The organism is Runella sp. (genome assembly GCF_965279615.1).
In the GTDB taxonomy this organism is placed as follows: domain Bacteria; phylum Bacteroidota; class Bacteroidia; order Cytophagales; family Spirosomataceae; genus Runella.
In genome coordinates this window covers 5,767,356-5,785,996 of the sequence record NZ_OZ257252.1, presented here as the reverse complement: position 1 = coordinate 5,785,996, position 18,641 = coordinate 5,767,356, and the positions used below count along the sequence as shown (strand labels likewise).

Genomic DNA, 18,641 nt, shown 5'->3' with positions numbered 1-18,641 from the left:
GCCGCAAAACTATTCTACGCGTTGGGCTGTTACACACATACCCAAACTAACCAATTTTCGACAATATGACCTATCGTGAGTTGAAGTCAAAACAACTTCTAAAGATCCACACGCTTGGAGAATTAAAGGCCACCGGATACCAACCTAAGTCCATAAAGCAGGAACTAAGAGACAATCTTATTGAAAAATTACGCGCCAAAGAATCGGTTTTTCCGGGCATTTGGGGCTATGAGGACACGGTTATTCCTGATGTTGAACGCGCCATTTTGTCCATGCACCATATCAACCTGTTGGGGTTGAGAGGGCAGGCAAAGACGCGCATTGCACGATTGATGGTCAATTTGTTGGATGAATACATCCCGGTTGTTACCGGTTCTGATCTAAACGACGACCCTTTGCAACCGCTCTCGCGTTTTGCGCGTGATATTGTTGACGAAAAAGGAGATGATACCCCTGTCTCATGGTTGCATCGCGACGAACGCTATGCCGAAAAACTCGCTACGCCCGATGTTTCCATTGCCGACTTGATCGGTGACGTGGACCCTATTAAAGCCGCAACGCTTAAGCTTCCTTATTCTGACGAGCGCGTTATCCATTTCGGGCTTATTCCGCGTTCGCACCGTTGTATTTTTGTCATCAATGAACTTCCTGATCTACAGGCGCGTATTCAGGTTTCATTGTTCAATATTTTGCAGGAAGGTGATATTCAAATTCGTGGCTTTAAGCTGCGTTTACCGCTTGACATTCAGTTTGTCTTTACAGCCAACCCCGAAGATTACACCAATCGCGGAAGCATTGTAACACCTTTGAAAGACCGTATTGACAGTCAAATAGTAACTCACTATCCCAAAACGCTCGAAACAGGGCGCAAGATCACGGAGCAGGAAGCGATTGTCAAAACGGAGCAAAAAGGAATGGTCAAAACCAATGAGATCATTAAGGATCTCATTGAGCAAATCGCTTTTGAAGCCCGTGAAAGCGAATATGTAGATTCAAAAAGCGGAGTATCTGCCCGATTAACGATTGCAGCTTACGAAAACCTGCTTTCTGCGGCAGAGCGGCGCGTGCTGATGAACGGCGAGAAAGATACTTATGTACGTATTTCTGACCTTTATGGCGTAGTGCCTGCCATCTGTGGCAAGGTAGAATTGGTCTATGAAGGAGAAGTGGAAGGACCGGTTATTGTAGCTCAAAACCTGATCGGCAAAGCCATCCGTACGCAGTTCCTGAACTATTTCATTAACCCTGAAACGCTTAAGAAGAAGAAAGGAGCGAAAAACCCTTTCCAAAAGATACAGGATTGGTTTGGTGAAAATGAAATGGATATTTTAAGCGGTCTCACCAATCGTGAATACGAAGCACGCTTACGCACCATCGAAGGGTTGGACGATCTGGTAGACGAGTACCACCGAGGATTGAGCCGTGAAGAAAAACTGTTCTTAATGGAATTTGCGCTGCACGGGATGGCCGAATATTCGCTCATCGGCAAACAGGCATTGGACAATGGTCTTCATTTTAAAGACTTGCTCAGCAGCATGTTCTCCGGTCCGGACGACGAAGACGACGATGATGTATTCTAAGTAACACAACACAATTATTCACGCAAAGCCGCAGAGGGGCAAAGAGGTAAATACATAATCTCTTTGCCCCTCTGCGGCTTTGCGTGATAGTTAAAACAAATGCGAACGAATACTTAATTGACTTTAGGCAGCCATTGCCAGTGGCTGGTTGGGCCGAAACGAATCCAGCAAAGGCCGAATGTTCAGTTCTAAACGTTGTTTCATAAATCCGTCATGCAAATAGGCCGGCAATGAGTCAACCCATTGTGCGTATTGATCTATTCCTACCGCCTTTGCTACGTAACATTCATGAATAAAATTGATGTACTTCACAATGTTCAGCAATGAATGATGAAATTGGGGAATATTAATATCGGCTTCTACAAATCGCTCTAATTCCCGTTGATTTCCTGATACTTTCAGCCTTCCCATCATATCAAAGTAAGTGGTCACGCCCATGCTTTTGGTGATCTGATCCCAATGGCGTACGTCAAATTTGGTCAATACCTTTCCTGTCTTTGTCCGAAGCGCTTTTTCAGGATTCGCCTGTAAGCGTTGACGAAAGGCACGAGCGTATAGATTTCGCGTTGTTTTTAAGAATTGAGCTACGTGCGCTTCCGCTTGCTTGGGTGTTTCGATAGGCAACAAAAGTGCCTGCTCTTCACTATCAGGAAGATTGTGAAGGTTGTAATGCCCGGGTGAACCATCCGCAAAAAAACTGATGGATCTTGGGTACCAACCTCTGACCACGTATCCGTTAATAATTTGTCGAATAGCCGATTCATTGGTTACGTTGATTCCCTGAATCGCCAAAAACGCCTTGGCGCTGTATAATATGCTGTAATACGCCTGCGGAAATGTCCAGTGGAGAGCATATTTCTGGAAATTTTCGTCGGGATTAGCCGCCGTTGTACGCAGCGTATACTCGGCATTCCATGCATTCAGAAGCCATTTTTTGGTAGCTTCCAAACGTTCTGCTTCCTGCTTGGGACGAAACGTCTTAAACCATCCTATACGTCCGATTTTATAAAAACCGGCCATGTGGCGAAGGTGGTAATCAATCCCCCTGAAGTGATTTAAAAACACCTGCGCAGGAATGGATTTGCGCCACTGCTCATCGGCATGTGTTAATTGATTTTCCGGTTGATTTATCATGGTTTTTGGTATTATTTCAATATAACATAACTATAAAATAATAACAAAAACACGCCCTTGAAAGTTCACCGAAATTCATTCAAAATCCATAGTTTAAATACTTAATTATCAAGATATTACAAATAATATTTACAGCAAAAATCAGGCAAATTCAAGCGCAAAAAAAGGCCTCGGACAGTATATAATTTTTCTTATAAACAACGTTATAATTAAAAAGTAAAATTTCGGCAAATCCTCCGACGAAGGCGTTATCTTTGTTGCTTCAATAAGAAGCATTTATGAGCACTTTTTCGTCTTTAGGAACAACTATCAGCAGCATATTTATACGCCCCGCTTTTCTGTTTTACGCCATCATTATCTCTGTTTTTTCGCTTACGGTGACCGCTTGTTCTGATCAAAATGAGAGCGAAGCAGCGCAATTTTTCTTAAAAGGTAATCTCCAACTGGAACAGAAAGAATACGCCGGCGCTATTCATTATTATGACGAAGCGCTTGCGAAGAAAAGTGATTTTGCGGATGTCCACAGCAATCGCGGCATTGCCTATTTGCGCTTAGGCGAATTAGACAAAGCACTCGAAGATTTTAATAAAGCCATTGACATTGACAGAACCTTTGATCAAGCGTATTTCAACCGAGCCGGGGCATTGATCGATAAACATGAATTTTCCCTTGCCGCAACCGATCTCGAACAAATTCGAAAGTCGTACCAAGATTCTACCAATTATTATTTAAAATGGGGTGACTTAAAATCGCAACAGGGATATTATGAACAAGCGCTCTCCGAATACGACCGTTCGCTCACACTGCGCCCCGAAAACGTACAGGCGTTGGTCAATCGCGGTGTGATTTATTTTACGAAAAAGAACTTTAAAGAAGCGCAGAAAGATTTTGAACAGGCATTGAAACTTAATCCACAGCAGGAATTGGCCTATAATAACCTGGCTCTGATCTTTGCGCGGAATAAACAACCCGAAAAAGCCTTGCAATTCATTGATCGTGCCTTGGATTTTGATGCTGTTAACCCCATTTATTTGAACAACAAAGGCTATGTATTGCTGCTGCAAAATCAATTTGAGGAAGCTAAGAAATTGATTGACCAATCGCTGACCAAAGCCCCCGAAAACAGTTACGCGCACCGCAATTTGGGTATTTATTTTCTACACAAAGGCCAAAAAACGGAGGCATTGTCAGCTTTTCAAAAATCGTATAGCATCGACCCCTCAACAGACCAAATTCATGCTTGGCTGGGAGAAGCACTTTTTTTAAATAATCAGAAAGAAAAAGCTTGCAAAATGTGGCGACAAGGCCAATCTTTGGGAGATGAAGAGTCTTCGGTAAAATTTACCCAAAAATGTAAATAATACCTTCAGGCCGCCAACCCACTATCCACATTTTTTAACCCACGCTTACTTTTTTGAAAAACATTCTCATTGGCCTCTTTTTCGCGGCCTTGTGGGCTTCGGCCTCAGTAGCTACTAAGTTTGGAATCAGATCGGCAGATCCTCTCATTTTGGCCAATGTCCGCTTTGTCATTGCGGGCGGTCTGATGCTTGGCTTTGCTTACCTTATTCAAAAGGATAAAAACCCGCTTCCTAAAGGCAGGGAGTGGCTTCAGCTTTTCATTTTCGCGTTTTTTAACACCACCTTATACCTGAGTGCTTTTGTGATTTCGATGCGTGAAGTAGCTGCGGGTATCGGGAGCCTTTCAACCGCTACGGGGCCACTTTTTGTCATCATCATTTCAACCGTTTGGCTTCAACGACGTTTACAGTGGTACGAACCCATTGGCGTTGTATTGGGTCTTTCGGGGGCGGCTTTGGCTACGTGGCCTTTGCTTCAAAACAGCTACGCAAGTGTCCGTGGATTATCTATCCTCATGGGAGGCATTGTGGCAGTATCGGCGGCAAGTGTCTATTATTCCAAAGTAAAATGGCAATTGCCCAACTTACTGATCAATGGTTGGCAGGTGACACTTGGAGGGCTGATGCTGTTGCCGTTTACCATTTATTTTGCTGATTGGCAACACGCGCATTGGGATCTTCAATTTTGGGCTTCCGTAGGCTGGTTGGTCATTCCGGTATCGGTGATTTCGCTGCAACTTTGGTTTTATTTGCTGCGGCAAGATGCTGTTAAGGCTTCGCTGTGGCTGTTTTTATGCCCTATTTTTGGGTTTACGTATTCAAGCCTTTTGCTCAATGAGCCTCTTTCCTGGCATACCTTTGCGGGAACTGCACTGGTAATTGCGGGGCTTTACGTAGCACAACGTGATAAATTTTCGTAAGCGTATGGTACCGTAGGGGTGGGGCTTGCTTCTGCCCAATTCACCCTATTTGGACGACGTAACCGGGCAGACGCAAGGCCTGCCCCTACAGCGTTTTCTTCAAACTGAATCCAACAGCAATCGCGTTGTTTTGCAACGGCTCTGCCGAAAGCCCGAACCGTGGGCGGCCCAAACGCGAATTATAGGTGTTGACTGCTCGACGCAATTTAGAATTGGCAACCAAATTTGACGCCAACGAAACCCCAATGGCGCCAAAGTAGGTAATCCAAAATGTTTGGCGACTTACTCCACTCCCCCCTGCCGACCGCGACGTAACCAAAAAGTAAATACTTGGCAATGCCGATACAACCGAACCTACCGTTCGAATGGTGCGCGCTTGAGTAAAATAGCGATTTACTTCGGGATCATCCATTTCGCCAAAAGGAATTTCGAGCGAATATTGATTTCGCAGGCGTTGCCCGCCGTAATAATACTTCCCATTCATACCAATCACAATCGGCTTTAAATGAGTATTTTCCAATAAAGGTTCAAAAAAAACCGTGTCTCTTCGAGGAGTCTGCTGGGCGAGCAGTACAGAACCTGTAAAGCACAAAATCAAACCTGCCAACAGCGCACAATAAGGTTGCTTAAAACGTTTCATTTTAACGTAGTAAAAAAGTAAAAGGGTTGTTGAAATGAATGGGTTAAAATCATTGACAACTCAAAAGGTACTACAAAAATGGCAATCTGAAAGCGTTTTTTCCAATTCAGGTTCCGACTTCATTAAAAACCCTGAAAATCAGCAGATTAAAATAGGATTAAAAAAAGACTGTATATTTTTAGTATTTGCAGCGTCCTTTCAAATCAAAAAGCACAAACAAACAATATAACATACTGAATTACAGCACCTTGATATTCTTTTATTTTGACTGTATTTTTAACCGCATCGGGTTGTTAAAAATCATATAATACGGTACTATTTGTATTTTAATTTCAAATTAATCTCGCGCAATTCTTCATGCCGTAGATTTGAATATTCGTTGACAAAGGGCGCACTCGTTCATTTGTCCAATCACTATTACTCAGGCGTCTACCGAGTTCATAGCAAACACCATAGTAAGTACATGAAAACACATGATTCATTGTTCGATGAACACGAAGTGCTCCATGATTTGAAGCACTTTTTGCCTGCCCAAGCTCCGCTAAAAGACTTTATTCACCATAATACGTTGCACGCATTTCAGCAAGAGAAGTTTTACGACGCTACTCAAAGTGCTTCTGAAATATTGGGCTATAAAGTTTCGCTTTCGTTAGATGAGTATCGGGCATTATATGAGTCCCAACGCATCAGAAAAGACATTCTTGATAAAATCATTGTAGAAAAGAAGGGAGCTAAGGCGCTGAGTGAATGGCAGAAAAATCTCCTTACCAAAAAATATGAAAAATCAGCCCTGCCCAGAATCGGCGCATTAAGGGCTAATTGGAAAAAACATTACCGCGTAGATCTGGACTCTCTCGTGCATCCGATCCTTTTCAGGGTTCTTTGCAGTTATCTGGATCAGGGGATTTCGATCTGGAATTTTCCGATAAAGCAAAAAACGTTTCTTGCCTCAATGAGAGAGCTGGAGAAAAACAGCTTTACGAGTATTTTCAGAGCATCTCGCGCCAAAGATCTCCTTCTAAACAGCACCTGTGAAATAGAAGACCTTTTGGAGACTCTGGTAGGCGACAAAGAACTTAATAAACAGTATCTTTTTGATCAGCAATTTGCGCATCAGGGCTGGTCAGGAATGGTCTCGGCCATTGAAGACCAACCTCAATCTTTACTTGATCAACGTAAAATATCACTGCATGATCTCGTTGTTTTTGAGCTTTTACTTGAAATCGACGCCCTTGATTTTCATTGCGGCAACGGTTGGCTCCCTTTAAAAAATCATATCGTACAATTGCCAATTCCTCTTTTCGCCCCTATCCAAAAAACAGAACTAAATGAGGTAATGACCCTTTGGCAGGAGGCTTTTGAATGGAGCTATTACGATCAGGTTTTAACGGGACTTCAAAACAATAAAACGGCTAAAACCACTACTTCCCGGAAAAGTTTTCAGGCGATGTTCTGCATCGATGACCGTGAGTGCTCACTTCGGCGGTATTTGGAAGAATTTGATCCGGCCTGCGAAACGTTCGGCACTCCGGGGTTCTTTGGAGTAGAGTTCTTTTATCAACCCGAAGACGGCAAGTTTTACACCAAAGTCTGCCCGGCTCCGGTAACACCCAAATACCTCATTAAAGAGGTCGGCAATAAAAACAGACGGCAGAAAGATGTGCATTTTACCAAACACTCGCATTCGTTTTACAGTGGTTGGTTAATCTCCCAAACGCTTGGTTTTTGGTCGGCAGTGAAGTTGTTTGCCAACATATTCAGCCCCTCCATGAGTCCGGCGACGGCATCTTCTTTCAAACACATGGATAAGTTTTCGACGCTTACCATTGAGAATAAACACGGTCACAGTGAAAACAATCTTCAGATCGGGTTTACCATTGATGAGATGGCTATCCGTGTTGAAAATCTTTTGAAGAGTATAGGATTAGTAGAAAATTTTGCGCCCATCGTGTACGTGATCGGTCACGGCTCGAGCAGTGTCAATAACCCTCACTATGCCGCTTACGATTGCGGAGCCTGTGCCGGGCGCGCCGGTTCGGTCAACTCGCGGGTTATTTCTTTCATGGCGAATCATCCAAAAGTAAGAGCCATTTTGAGCGACAGAGGCATCGTTATTCCTGCCGATACGCAATTCATCGGTGGGCTTCATGATACGACCCGCGACGAAATTGTGTATTTTGACGAAAACTCACTGTCTCCTAAAAATCTGGAGAGCCATAATAAAAACGAAGTTGTTTTTGAGAAAGCACTGGATTATAATGCCAAAGAACGTTCACGGAGATTTGAATCCATCGACACAACATTGAGTCCTAAAAAGATCCACGAGAAAGTCAAAACTCGTTCAGTGTCACTATTTGAGCCTCGTCCTGAACTCAATCACGCCACCAATGCCCTGTGTATCATAGGTCGTCGGAGCTTATCAAAAGGTGTTTTTCTGGACAGACGGGCATTTTTGAACTCATTCAGTTATAAAGTAGACCCTGAAGGAAAATACCTCCTTAATATTCTCAACGCGGCCGCTCCGGTATGTGGAGGAATCAACCTTGAGTACTTCTTCTCGCGAGTAGACAATCAAAAACTTGGTGCAGGCACCAAATTGCCGCACAATGTGATGGGGTTGTTTGGCGTTGCCAACGGAATTGACGGTGATCTACGCCCCGGCCTTCCAAGCCAAATGATCGAAGTACATGACCCTGTACGTTTGTTGATGATCGTGGAACACTTGCCGGATGTAGTACTGGCAACGATTCAGAAAAATCCTGCTACGTATGAATGGTTTATCAATGAATGGGTTAATCTGGCCGTGATAAATCCCGAAACGAATAAAATTTCGGTATTTAAAAATGGGGAGTTTGTTTCTTACAAACCATTGGAAAACCACATTGACAGCATAGATGATATTACGCATTTATTAGAAACCCATCAGGAAAACCTTCCCGTTTATTCACTTAGCTAGATTACACCATGACCATGACGTCGTTCATTCATATTTTCATTCTTCTTCCCATCGTAGGATTCCTGATCAGTTTACTGATACCGGCGCGCAAAGAAGGGATCATTTCGGGGGTTGCTTTTGGTACGGTCGGTTTACATTTGGCAAGTACTATCGGCTTTTTGGGTTATTGGCTCTTTAATGGCCAACCTGTCCTGAACATTAAAGACATTGTTCTTTTTAAATCTATAGGATACGAATTTTTCATTGACTTCTGTTTTGACAAAATCGCCGCTACATACCTCTTTGTTGGTTCTTTTCTGACCTTTTTGGTCACCATATACAGTCGCTATTATCTCCACCGCGAAAGTGGTTACAAGCGTTTTTTCAATACGATCCTTTTCTTTTACGTTGGCTATAACACGGCCATTCTTTCGGGAAATCTCGAAACACTTTTTATTGGCTGGGAGATTTTGGGCATTTCCTCTTTCTTATTAATTGCCTTTTACAGAGATCGTTATCTACCCGTCAAAAACGCCGTAAAAGTATTTTCCATTTATCGAATCGGTGACGTAGGACTGATTCTGGCCATGTGGATGAGCCACCACCTGTTCCATGAGAACATTACTTTTCTGAAATTAAGCAATTATGAACTCGTCCACGAACATCTCCAAAGTCACACGTGGATCGGGGTTTTCATTTCGGTCATGATCCTGATTTCAGCAGCGGCAAAATCGGCACAACTTCCTTTTTCTTCATGGTTGCCGCGCGCCATGGAAGGCCCTACCCCATCGACGGCCATTTTCTACGGCTCTCTTTCGGTGCATTTAGGGGTGTTTCTTCTGTTGAGAACCTATCCGTTTTGGGAACATCAGCTTTCGGTACGAATTCTGATCGCGTTGCTGGGACTGTTTACGGCTGTGATCACAACGGGAATTGCCCGCGTTCAATCTTCGGTCAAAAGCCAGATCGCGTATGCGTCCATTGCGCAGATCGGGTTGATCTTTATCGAAGTCGCGGCGGGTTTTGAAATGCTTGCGATGTTCCACTTTGCAGGAAATGCCTTTTTGAGAACGTATCAATTATTGGTTTCGCCGTCGGTAGTAAGTTATCTGATTCGTGAGCAATTCTACAATTTCTCTCCCCGCGAACGTTCCATCGAAGATTTCTTTCCCAAGAAATTGGAATATACACTTTATACATTGAGCGTCAAAGAATGGAATCTGGATTCATTTATGTACCAATATTTGTGGAATCCATTGAAATGGGCCGGCAATAAAATGAACTTCCTGACGGTCAATCGAGTGCTGATTTTCTTTATTCCAACGTATCTGATCGGTATGATCTCTCTTTATTATGAAGATATGATTCCCGCCAACATTCATGTTTATTTGCCTATCTTCTTTTCGATCATTGGATTGTTGATGGTTCTGAAGTCATTTACGGAGCGCAAAAAAGCACGAATGAGCTGGATCTTGGTCATTTTGAACCACTTCTGGATCGCGCTTTCGATTTCGTTCAATGAGCATTTTACGCTGGATCATACATTTCTTTACTTAAGCGGTATTATTGTCGCAGGAGGTTTGGGGTATATCTGCCTCAATACACTTAAATCACTCGAAGGCAATATTGACCTTGACCAATTCCACGGTCATTCGTATAAACATCCGAAACTGGCTTTTATCTTTTTGATGGCATGTTTGGGAGTCTCCGGTTTTCCGATCACCCCAACGTTCATCGGAGAGGACTTGATCTTCAGTCATATTCATGAAAATCAGGCTATTCTGGCATTTTCTATTTCGCTGAGCTTCATTATTGACGGCCTTGCCATCATTCGAATTTATGCTCGAATTTTCTTGGGACCACACGTAAAATCAGTGTATGAAACCGCGTATCGTTCCTCTTAAAAATTTTTGTCTGTAGTTTAATTGTTTAGTGTTAGTAGGTAATACTGAAAGAGGCTGTCTATGAGGACAGTCTCTTTTTTTTGTAGGAATAGCTTCAAAAAAAATGTCAATAAGAGAATGACCAAGCACTTTTCATCATTAAATTGATGATTCAATTATCTTTGTTAGGCAGTGTTTCTCTTAACCTTGTTGGCCTGTGCGAGTTTTTACTTACTGTTTATATTTAATGATAGGTTGGTATACCTGTCCTGTTACTTATGGCCAAAAGCCTAAATCCACTCCTATCAAGTTGAAAGTGATGACCTTTAATATTCATCACGGCGAAAATAACCTGGGAAAAACCAATCTCACCCGCGTTGCGGATCTGATCAAAAAACACAAGCCGGACTTGGTAGCGTTACAGGAAATGGACAGTTGTGCAACGCGCTCCGGTAAACTGGATCAAATGCACATTCTGTCATTACTGACGGGTTATGAGGAGGTATTTGGCAAAACCATTGATTTTCAGGGTGGAAAATACGGCCTTGGCATTTTGTCAGCTCACCCGGTTGAGGCCGTTCAGCGTCTTAAACTTCCCAATCCTGATTCCACCGAGCCACGTATGCTGATGTGCGCATTGGTTGAATTGCCGAACAGCAAATATGTACGCTTTTGCTCGACGCATTTAGATCACCGCTCTCCGATGAATCGAGGGCTGCAGGCCGCAGTTATCAACGAAAATTTAAAAAACAGCCTCTACCCTGTCATTGTCGGCGGCGATTTTAATGCTACTGCCGATGACCACACCCTGGAAGCCATGACCAAATACTGGAACGACGCGGGCGCAACCACCGAATGGGCAACCTATCCGGGAACCGGCAAGAGAATTGATTACTTTTGGACGCACAAAGAGAGTTCGTTTAAGGTGTTGGATTATGTTGTTCTCTATGAGCCCACCACCTCAGATCATCAACCCGTTATTGTTACTTATTCTTTCGAAAAATGAAGGCACTGCTTTTTCGCGTACCCACCGTAGATGACCGTTCGTTTCGGGTTCAGATTGACAACGATAAACACTTTTATCAACGTCTTCATTTTCATCCCGAATTTCAACTGACACTCATCAAAGAAGGTACGGGTACATTGGTAGTTGGTGACCGGATTGATCGTTTTCAGCCTTATGATCTTTTATTATTAGGAGCTAATGTCCCCCACGTAATGCTTAACGATACGGATTATTTCCAACCCAATTCAAAGCGTCACGTAATGGCTTATTCCTTTTTTTTTAAAGAATCCATGTTGGGAGATATATTTATCAAATCCCCGGAATTGATGCACATCGCCGAATTGTTGAAGGAAGCCTCTCATGGTGTACGAATTCGTTTTACAGGGCCTACGCCACTCACTCGAAAATTAGAAAAAATAAATGAACAGCGGCCTTTTGAGCAGTTGCTCATTCTTCTCAGTATTCTTGATACAATTACGTTAACCCCCGAATGCGAACGGCTTTCGGGAACGTCCTATAAAAACCCTAACAAACCCGTTGATCATCAGCGGTTAGAGAATGTTTTTAACTTTATATTAACCAATTATGCTGATGTTATTACACTTGACGATATCGCCAATGTAGCCAATCTGACCCCTCATGCTTTCTGTCGTTTTTTGCGTACCCATACCCGTAAAACCTTTTCTCAGCTACTGAATGAAGTGCGCGTTGAGCATGCGTGTCGGTTGTTAAAAGATTCAGCACAAAGTATAAGCCAAATTGCCTTTGCCTGCGGTTACGCAAATTTATCAAATTTCAATCGACAGTTTAAACAGGTGACCGGCATGGCACCTCGCGACTACCTGAAAAAAGCAAATTGATCCAAACCTATATTTCTTTACCTGTTTGAAAGGGAAAATCATTGGTTTTGAGCAAAATACTATTAGAATTTGCTAACAGACGAAGAGTACAGCCGGCCTTGCCCATTTAACTTTGTAACATCAAATCAGTCATCAATACTTTTCTGCATATCAAAAAAATATTCATCAAATGAAGCCAAATTGGATAGGCGTATATCCCGCCGTAACGACAAAATTCTTTGAAGACGAAAGTCTTGATCTCAAAACTTTTTCTTACAACATCGACGAACAGATCAAAGCAGGCGTGCACGGTATTATCGTTTGTGGTTCATTGGGCGAAAACAGTACGCTGACCTATAACGAAAAACTTGAACTGTTGACGGCCGCTCGGGAAACCATTGCGGAACGTGTGCCATTGATCATTTGTATTGCCGAAAACAGCACTAAAATGGCAACCAGTTTTGCCAAAGAAGCCGCTGCTGCGGGAGCAAACGGGTTTATGCTACTGCCTCCAATGCGCTATCCTGCCGATGATCGCGAAACGTTGCACTACATGCACACTGTAGCCGACGCCACAGATCTGCCCGTGATGGTATATAACAACCCCTTGGCTTACAAGAACTTCGTCAGCATTCCAATGTTCAAGGACCTGGCGCAAAATGCCCACTTTGAATCCATGAAAGAGTCAACGGGCGATATTCGCTACATGACTGACATCATCAACGAACTTGGAGGCCGTTTCAAAATCCTGTCGGGAGTAGATGATCTGGCATTGGAAAGCCTCATCATGGGTGCGGATGGTTGGGTAGCAGGATTGGTGGATGCGTTCCCGCGCGAAACGGTTGTGATCTATGAATTGGCGAAACAGGGCCGCATTGCCGAAGCGCTTGAGATCTATCGTTGGTTTTTCCCATTGCTGCACTTAGATGTTTCCAACAAATTTGTCCAAAATATCAAATTGGCCGAAGTGGCTACGGGCTTAGGAACCGAGTTTGTACGTCAACCAAGATTGCCATTGATCGGCGAAGAGCGCGAGCGTGTGTTGAAAGTGATCAATGATTCATTGGCGAAGCGGCCGGTATTGCCTCAACTGTAATTAAAACAGCAGGCTGCCAATAGTTGGCAGCCTGCTGTTTTAATTCTTTCTTCTTCTCGAATCAACCAAATCAAGAACTAAGATTTCATGTCTTGATTCAACGACAGTATAGTAAAGTAAATAATGGGGCTTTATCCGAAACTCTCTGACAGACCTCAAAATGTCATGCCTTTTTCCTACATAGTGATGTTTTTCAAGCAATTCTGATACTTCATAAAATTTTTTCTGAGAGTTTTTCAGCTGCTTTATCACCCCATTCTTCGAGCAAATACCTTATTATTTCATGAATTTCATCCTGTGCTGATTCCGACCACTTTACTTCGTACGCCATTCTTGCATTTTATTTTTAAGCTCTGCAGTAGAGATAGCGGAAATGTGTTCAGCATTCTGAAGAGAGAGTGATAATTTTTCTACAAAACCGGGATTGTTGCTATCAAAATGAATGTCCCGGCTTTCAAAAAACAAGTTAATTGTTGCGTACAAATCTTCGATATCTTCGTTGTCGGTCAGAAGATCTACTTGACGATGTATTAATTCTTTGATTTCCAGTGCAGACATGACCTTTGCTCGTTTTTACAAAATTAATAATATTATCAATCTTGCCTAACTACATTAATAATAACGTAGTGGCATTTTATTTATTCATTCACCTCTTCATAATGCTTCGCTCCGTCGCTCAGGCGTTGTTGGATTCGCTTGCGCAAATGATCGGGCGACAGTACTTTCATTCCATCGCCAAATCCCAAAATCTCTCTTTCCAATTCAAAGTTGTGCTGAACACATATTTCAATGACAATGCCGTCGCGAAGGCGTTCAAGCACTTTTTGAGAATGATGCAGCGGCTTGGTTTCAACATAAGGCGCATGCTCGGCACTGACCCAAATCTTTACCTTTTTAGCCCTCAGCGTAGCGCTGACCGTTACTCCAATGACATTCTTATAAAATTCTTCCGGCGAATGGTTTTCATTAATCCGGTAATGTTCTTCTTCATTAAGCGCCACGTCAACCATCCGGTCTAAAGCCAGGTGCATAATGTCGTTTTGACCGTTTTTAACACCCACCGCAAACCAACGATTATTGAATTCCTTGAGCCACCATACGTGAAAAAAGAATCGACTTGCTTCTTTCGCCCGAAACGATTGATAGGCCAAGTCAAGTACTTTTTGCTGCACAACAGATTGATACAATATATCTAAGTATGGCAAGCCCCGCAGATTCTCATTCTTTGTAAAATCAATTACGGCGCGCTGCTTGTGCGAAACAGCATAAATATGATCCTCCAATTTTTGCACGACTTCGTTCAACTGCCGAAAGTGTGAGAATCCCTTGAATTGCCGCAGTACATCTACTGCTTCGTTCATACGGGAAAGATCTTGGTCGGTAAGCGGAATTTGCGTGATGCTGTAATTGGGATCTTCGTACGTATAGTATTTTTTATCTACGACAATGATCGGAGCAAAATAGCCCAGTTTATCACTGCGCATCATCTGAATATCAGCCTGTATGGTACGACGACTGATGCCTTTGTCCATGCCTTCGTATTCGTACATAGCGTCGGAGACTTTTTCAATCAAATCTTCGAGCGTCCATTTGCGGTAGCGATTGCGCAGGCAGGCATCAATGGTTTTAAAACGAATCAGGGCATTTCGGTTGACAGGCATGGGTGTAAATTAGTTCGCGTAAAAGATTTTCCAAGTTTTGGAAACTTGGAAAATCTCACTCTTCAATGATATATTTCTTTATTTCATGAAACGAATTATTCATTTCATGAAATTTAATGTACTCTTCTTTTCCACCAAACCATTCCAAAACATATTGTTTTTGAAGTTTAGAAGGGCGCTCCATTAGCATACGCAGATAAGAAGACCACGGATAATCTTCGTCTTTTGTTTTGAAACCATGGTGCCTCATTTGTGAATGTATATAGCTTATAACTGTTGTAAAATAGTATTCATTGTCAACATGTATACGCCTAAAGTTTTTCTGGAACAAACTGCCTTTACGACTTTGTTGGGTATTAATAGATTTTGAATAACTCATTAAAAATCGTCGAAATAACTCACTCACAATACTTTCAACAGTTCTTTGTTTTGAAGAAGGTAATTTGAGACTTTCCAAGTTTTGAAAACTTGGAAAGTCTTTTACGCGAACTAATAAGTGAAAATGATTTGGCAAAAGGCAATAAGCATACATTTCCAAAACATCTGATAAATACTCATCATATTTTTTCAAGAAATACATGTAATTACGCTCCTCATAGAAAATAGCAATTCCGTCATTGCCTCGATTATAAATATGATAATATTGCCCTTCATGCAAAGGAATATGAATATGTGTTGATTCCATAGGTTTAATTTTCAGATTAAATCAACATTTAGACACATCACATTCAAAAAAGGAACTCACAGATTAACTTTTTTTCAAAATTTCCGAAAATAATTTCATCTACGCAAAAAGACTGCGCACTTGGCCTCAACCTTTGTATCGTCAAGTTAGTTATCACCCCTGAACCTGACATTGGTTTCAGAACAGCCAAGTAGTATCGGCAATGTATCATTGTACGATATGCTTTCAGGATGATAGAATTTGACACTATATATAACTGTGGGTCGGGGGTTCGATTCCCTCCTCGAAGCAATTCGGGTAACTCAGTGGGTAGAGTAACAGCCAAGGGAGAAGCTGACCGCTTCATAAAAAAAGGTCGATCCAAATAAAATGGCAAAAGTATTTCCGTGGCGTTTGTCCAAAGCAAACGTTCACAGTTCAGAAAAAGCCAGAAAGTCGGCAGATACCGCTACCAACGACGGCTGCTCTTTTTTAAGTCTCGTTTGGCACAATTGAAATAGGTATCCTTATTTCAAAAACGTCAATACCACTTTAAAAACGGTTGCCCGGCTTGTTGCTCAAGTCGTCTTCCGCATTGGATGAATGAAGGACTTTAGCCATTTTATTAAAACAAATTTTACCATTTTTAATCATAGTACAGCCATGAAAATTATTAGAATCAATCGTTTCCAAGTAGGTTTGGTTTTCCGTAAAGAAAGCTACGTAAAAACCCTCACAGAGGGAATACACTGGCTAATGCCTTCCGAAAAAGTACAACTTTTTGATGTTACCAAACCTTTTATTGCACCCTGCAACCTAAACATTTTATTGCAGGATGAAAAAACGGCGGCTTTGTTGGACGTAATAGAAGTCAAAGACAATGAGATTGTTTTACAATACGAAAACGGAACACTCGTCAATGTATTGAAACCCGGAAAACACGCTTTCTGGAAAAGTATTGTGAATTATCGTTATGTAAAAGCGGATCTAAGTAAAATTGACATTACAGAAGACATCGATTTGGCAGCACTGACTTCCAAAGAAGTGCTGGCTTATATGCGCACCTATACGGTAGAATCGTACGAAAAAGCGTTGCTTTTTGTGGATGGAAAATTCCGGAAAATGTTGGCATCAGGAACGCACTACTGGTGGCGCAACAACATCTCCGTCTATATTTCCAAAGCAGACATACGTCAGTTACAGTTGGAGATTTCGGGACAGGAAATCCTGACCAAAGACAAAGCCGCATTGCGCATTAATTTCTATGTGCAATACAAAGTATCTGACATTATGAAGTTTTTTGTCGACAACAAAGATGCTGAGAAACAACTGTACATTTTAATGCAATTGGCACTGCGTGAATTCATCGGTACGTTGACATTGGACGAGTTGATGGAGAAAAAAGAGGCTATTTCGACATTCATTCTCACTGCAATGGCCAATAGAATCGCAATGTTGGGTATTGTGTTGATTGACTGCGGAATCCGTGACCTCATCTTGCCCGGCGAAATGAAAGAGATCATGAATCAGGTGCTTATTGCCGAAAAGAAAGCACAAGCCAACACGATCATGCGTCGCGAAGAAACCGCCTCTACACGTAGTTTATTGAATACTGCTAAATTGATGGAAGAGAACGAGATGTTGTTCCGACTCAAAGAAATGGAATATGTAGAAAAGATCGCTGATAAAATCAACACCATTTCGATCTCCGGGGGAGGACAGGTGTTAGATCAGTTGAAACAGATTTTCGGCTCTGCAAAATAAAATCAGGAGTTCTCTGAAAAATCTCACAACTGCGCAGAAACCCTGCGCAGTTGCTTTTTTATTTTACATCGTCAATTAACAAACAAGACTTGCCAAGTTTTTCAGCATACCTGACTTAAACTTGGCAAGTCTAACCAAAACGATGAATATTTCAACCTTACAACAACTCATTGCCGACGATTACATCAAGGTACAAAAGCACCCAACGGCACCGCTGTACATCTACAACTATACGCCCAAAACCCAATACGACCGCGTTTGGAATGAATTGACATTGGCATGTCGCGGTTTGATTTTGGATGAGCAATATAACATCGTGGCACGTCCTTTTGGAAAGTTTTTCAACTTGGGCGAAATGGAAAACCAAGTCATTCCCAATGAGCCTTTTGAAGTTTTTGAAAAGCTCGACGGGTCGTTAGGGATTTTGTATTGGTATGAGGGAAAGCCATTTATCGCTTCGCGCGGGTCGTTTTCAAGTGAGCAGGCGCAGGTGGCAACGGAAATGTTGTATACGCAATACGCTCATGTAATTCCAAATTTAGATCCGACCAAAACGTATTTATTCGAGATCATTTACCCCGAAAACCGCATTGTGGTGGATTACGGAACCGAACGAAAATTGGTTCTTTTGGCCGTTATCGATACCCAAACAGGAATTGACGCCGTTCAGGCAAGCGGTTTTGAAATCGTCAAACGCTACGATGGCCTGAATGATTTACATGTGCTGAAAACCTTGGAAGAAGCAAACAAAGAGGGATTTGTAGTTCGTTTCCGGAATGGCTATCGCCTTAAAGTAAAGTTCGACGAATACCAACGTATCCACCGCATTGTGACGGGCGTTTCAAACGTCAGTATTTGGGAGTATTTGAAAGAGGGGCAGGACTTAACGCCTATTCTGGAAAAAGTACCGGATGAATTTTATGATTGGGTAAAAGAAACGCATACGCAGCTCCTGAACCAATTTGCTGAAATTGAAGCGATCTGTAAAGCCGATTTTCGGGTTTTAGATACGCGCAAAGACACGGCTCTGTATTTTCAAACGTGCCGCTATCCGGCTGTTTTGTTCAAAATGTTTGACCAAAAACCGTACAATGAAGTAATTTGGAAGCAACTGCGACCTGTATTTCAGAAACCGTTTTCAAAATATGATGTGTAAAA

General features: G+C 42.2%; 17 protein-coding genes. 11 read left to right on the top strand and 6 right to left on the bottom strand.

Annotated features, from left to right (window positions below):
• The first annotated feature begins 65 nt into the window (after positions 1–65).
• Positions 66–1,580, top strand: a complete 1,515-nt coding sequence (locus tag ACQY73_RS24295; RefSeq protein WP_428655963.1) for a magnesium chelatase — start codon at positions 66–68, stop codon at positions 1,578–1,580.
• Between the two features lie 123 nt (positions 1,581–1,703).
• Here ACQY73_RS24295 and ACQY73_RS24290 read toward each other — a convergent pair whose 3' ends face one another.
• On the bottom strand, positions 1,704–2,714 hold the full coding sequence (locus ACQY73_RS24290; RefSeq protein WP_428655961.1) for a hypothetical protein: 1,011 nt from the start codon (positions 2,712–2,714) through the stop codon (positions 1,704–1,706).
• 278 nt (positions 2,715–2,992) lie between these two features.
• Between ACQY73_RS24290 and ACQY73_RS24285 the strand changes: the two genes are divergently transcribed.
• Positions 2,993–4,075, top strand: a complete 1,083-nt coding sequence (locus ACQY73_RS24285) for a tetratricopeptide repeat protein (protein WP_428655959.1) — start codon at positions 2,993–2,995, stop codon at positions 4,073–4,075.
• A 53-nt stretch (positions 4,076–4,128) separates the two neighbouring features.
• Positions 4,129–4,995 (top strand): DMT family transporter, encoded by an 867-nt coding sequence (locus tag ACQY73_RS24280; RefSeq protein WP_428655956.1) that lies wholly within the window; start codon positions 4,129–4,131, stop codon positions 4,993–4,995.
• A gap of 85 nt (positions 4,996–5,080) precedes the next feature.
• Here ACQY73_RS24280 and ACQY73_RS24275 read toward each other — a convergent pair whose 3' ends face one another.
• Positions 5,081–5,635, bottom strand: a complete 555-nt coding sequence (locus ACQY73_RS24275; RefSeq protein ID WP_428655954.1) for a hypothetical protein — start codon at positions 5,633–5,635, stop codon at positions 5,081–5,083.
• A 463-nt stretch (positions 5,636–6,098) separates the two neighbouring features.
• Between ACQY73_RS24275 and ACQY73_RS24270 the strand changes: the two genes are divergently transcribed.
• The 5 genes from ACQY73_RS24270 to ACQY73_RS24250 all read left to right on the top strand — a co-directional run bounded on the left by ACQY73_RS24270 (position 6,099) and on the right by ACQY73_RS24250 (position 13,394).
• The gene (locus ACQY73_RS24270; protein WP_428655952.1) at positions 6,099–8,591 is read left to right on the top strand and encodes a YbcC family protein; all 2,493 of its coding nucleotides are present in this window, start codon (positions 6,099–6,101) and stop codon (positions 8,589–8,591) included.
• 14 nt (positions 8,592–8,605) lie between these two features.
• Positions 8,606–10,474: a proton-conducting transporter membrane subunit gene (locus tag ACQY73_RS24265; RefSeq protein WP_428655950.1), complete on the top strand. Its 1,869-nt coding sequence runs from the start codon at positions 8,606–8,608 to the stop codon at positions 10,472–10,474.
• Positions 10,475–10,700: 226 nt separating this feature from the next.
• Positions 10,701–11,459 (top strand): endonuclease/exonuclease/phosphatase family protein, encoded by a 759-nt coding sequence (locus ACQY73_RS24260; protein WP_428655948.1) that lies wholly within the window; start codon positions 10,701–10,703, stop codon positions 11,457–11,459.
• Positions 11,456–12,319, top strand: coding sequence for an AraC family transcriptional regulator (locus ACQY73_RS24255; protein WP_428655946.1), 864 nt, complete (start codon positions 11,456–11,458; stop codon positions 12,317–12,319). The genes ACQY73_RS24260 and ACQY73_RS24255 overlap by 4 nt, the downstream gene beginning before the upstream one ends.
• Before the next feature lie 169 nt (positions 12,320–12,488).
• Entirely contained in the window at positions 12,489–13,394 is a 906-nt protein-coding gene (locus ACQY73_RS24250) for a dihydrodipicolinate synthase family protein (RefSeq protein WP_428655944.1), read from the top strand.
• Positions 13,395–13,605: 211 nt separating this feature from the next.
• On the opposite strand, the gene ACQY73_RS24245 is transcribed toward ACQY73_RS24250, so the two are convergent.
• From ACQY73_RS24245 to ACQY73_RS24230, 4 genes are all read right to left on the bottom strand, one after another.
• A complete protein-coding gene (locus tag ACQY73_RS24245) occupies positions 13,606–13,725 on the bottom strand; it encodes a type II toxin-antitoxin system RelE/ParE family toxin (protein ID WP_428655943.1) in 120 nt (39 codons plus the stop codon).
• Positions 13,710–13,952, bottom strand: a complete 243-nt coding sequence (locus ACQY73_RS24240) for a hypothetical protein (RefSeq protein WP_428655940.1) — start codon at positions 13,950–13,952, stop codon at positions 13,710–13,712. The genes ACQY73_RS24245 and ACQY73_RS24240 overlap by 16 nt, the downstream gene beginning before the upstream one ends.
• 80 nt (positions 13,953–14,032) lie before the next feature.
• Positions 14,033–15,055 carry a helix-turn-helix transcriptional regulator gene (locus tag ACQY73_RS24235; protein WP_428655938.1) on the bottom strand — a complete coding sequence of 341 codons (1,023 nt, stop codon included), beginning with the start codon at positions 15,053–15,055 and terminating at the stop codon, positions 14,033–14,035.
• Between the two features lie 55 nt (positions 15,056–15,110).
• Positions 15,111–15,740 carry a transposase gene (locus tag ACQY73_RS24230; protein ID WP_428655935.1) on the bottom strand — a complete coding sequence of 210 codons (630 nt, stop codon included), beginning with the start codon at positions 15,738–15,740 and terminating at the stop codon, positions 15,111–15,113.
• Between the two features lie 369 nt (positions 15,741–16,109).
• On the opposite strand from ACQY73_RS24230, the gene ACQY73_RS24225 reads away from it, so the two are divergent.
• The 3 genes from ACQY73_RS24225 (at position 16,110) to ACQY73_RS24215 (ending at position 18,639) form a co-directional block, all read left to right on the top strand.
• A complete protein-coding gene (locus ACQY73_RS24225; RefSeq protein WP_428655932.1) occupies positions 16,110–16,235 on the top strand; it encodes a hypothetical protein in 126 nt (41 codons plus the stop codon).
• Between the two features lie 147 nt (positions 16,236–16,382).
• Positions 16,383–17,483, top strand: a complete 1,101-nt coding sequence (locus ACQY73_RS24220; RefSeq protein WP_428655931.1) for a slipin family protein — start codon at positions 16,383–16,385, stop codon at positions 17,481–17,483.
• A 142-nt stretch (positions 17,484–17,625) separates the two neighbouring features.
• Entirely contained in the window at positions 17,626–18,639 is a 1,014-nt protein-coding gene (locus ACQY73_RS24215) for a T4 RnlA family RNA ligase (RefSeq protein WP_428655929.1), read from the top strand.
• Positions 18,640–18,641: the final 2 nt, after the last annotated feature.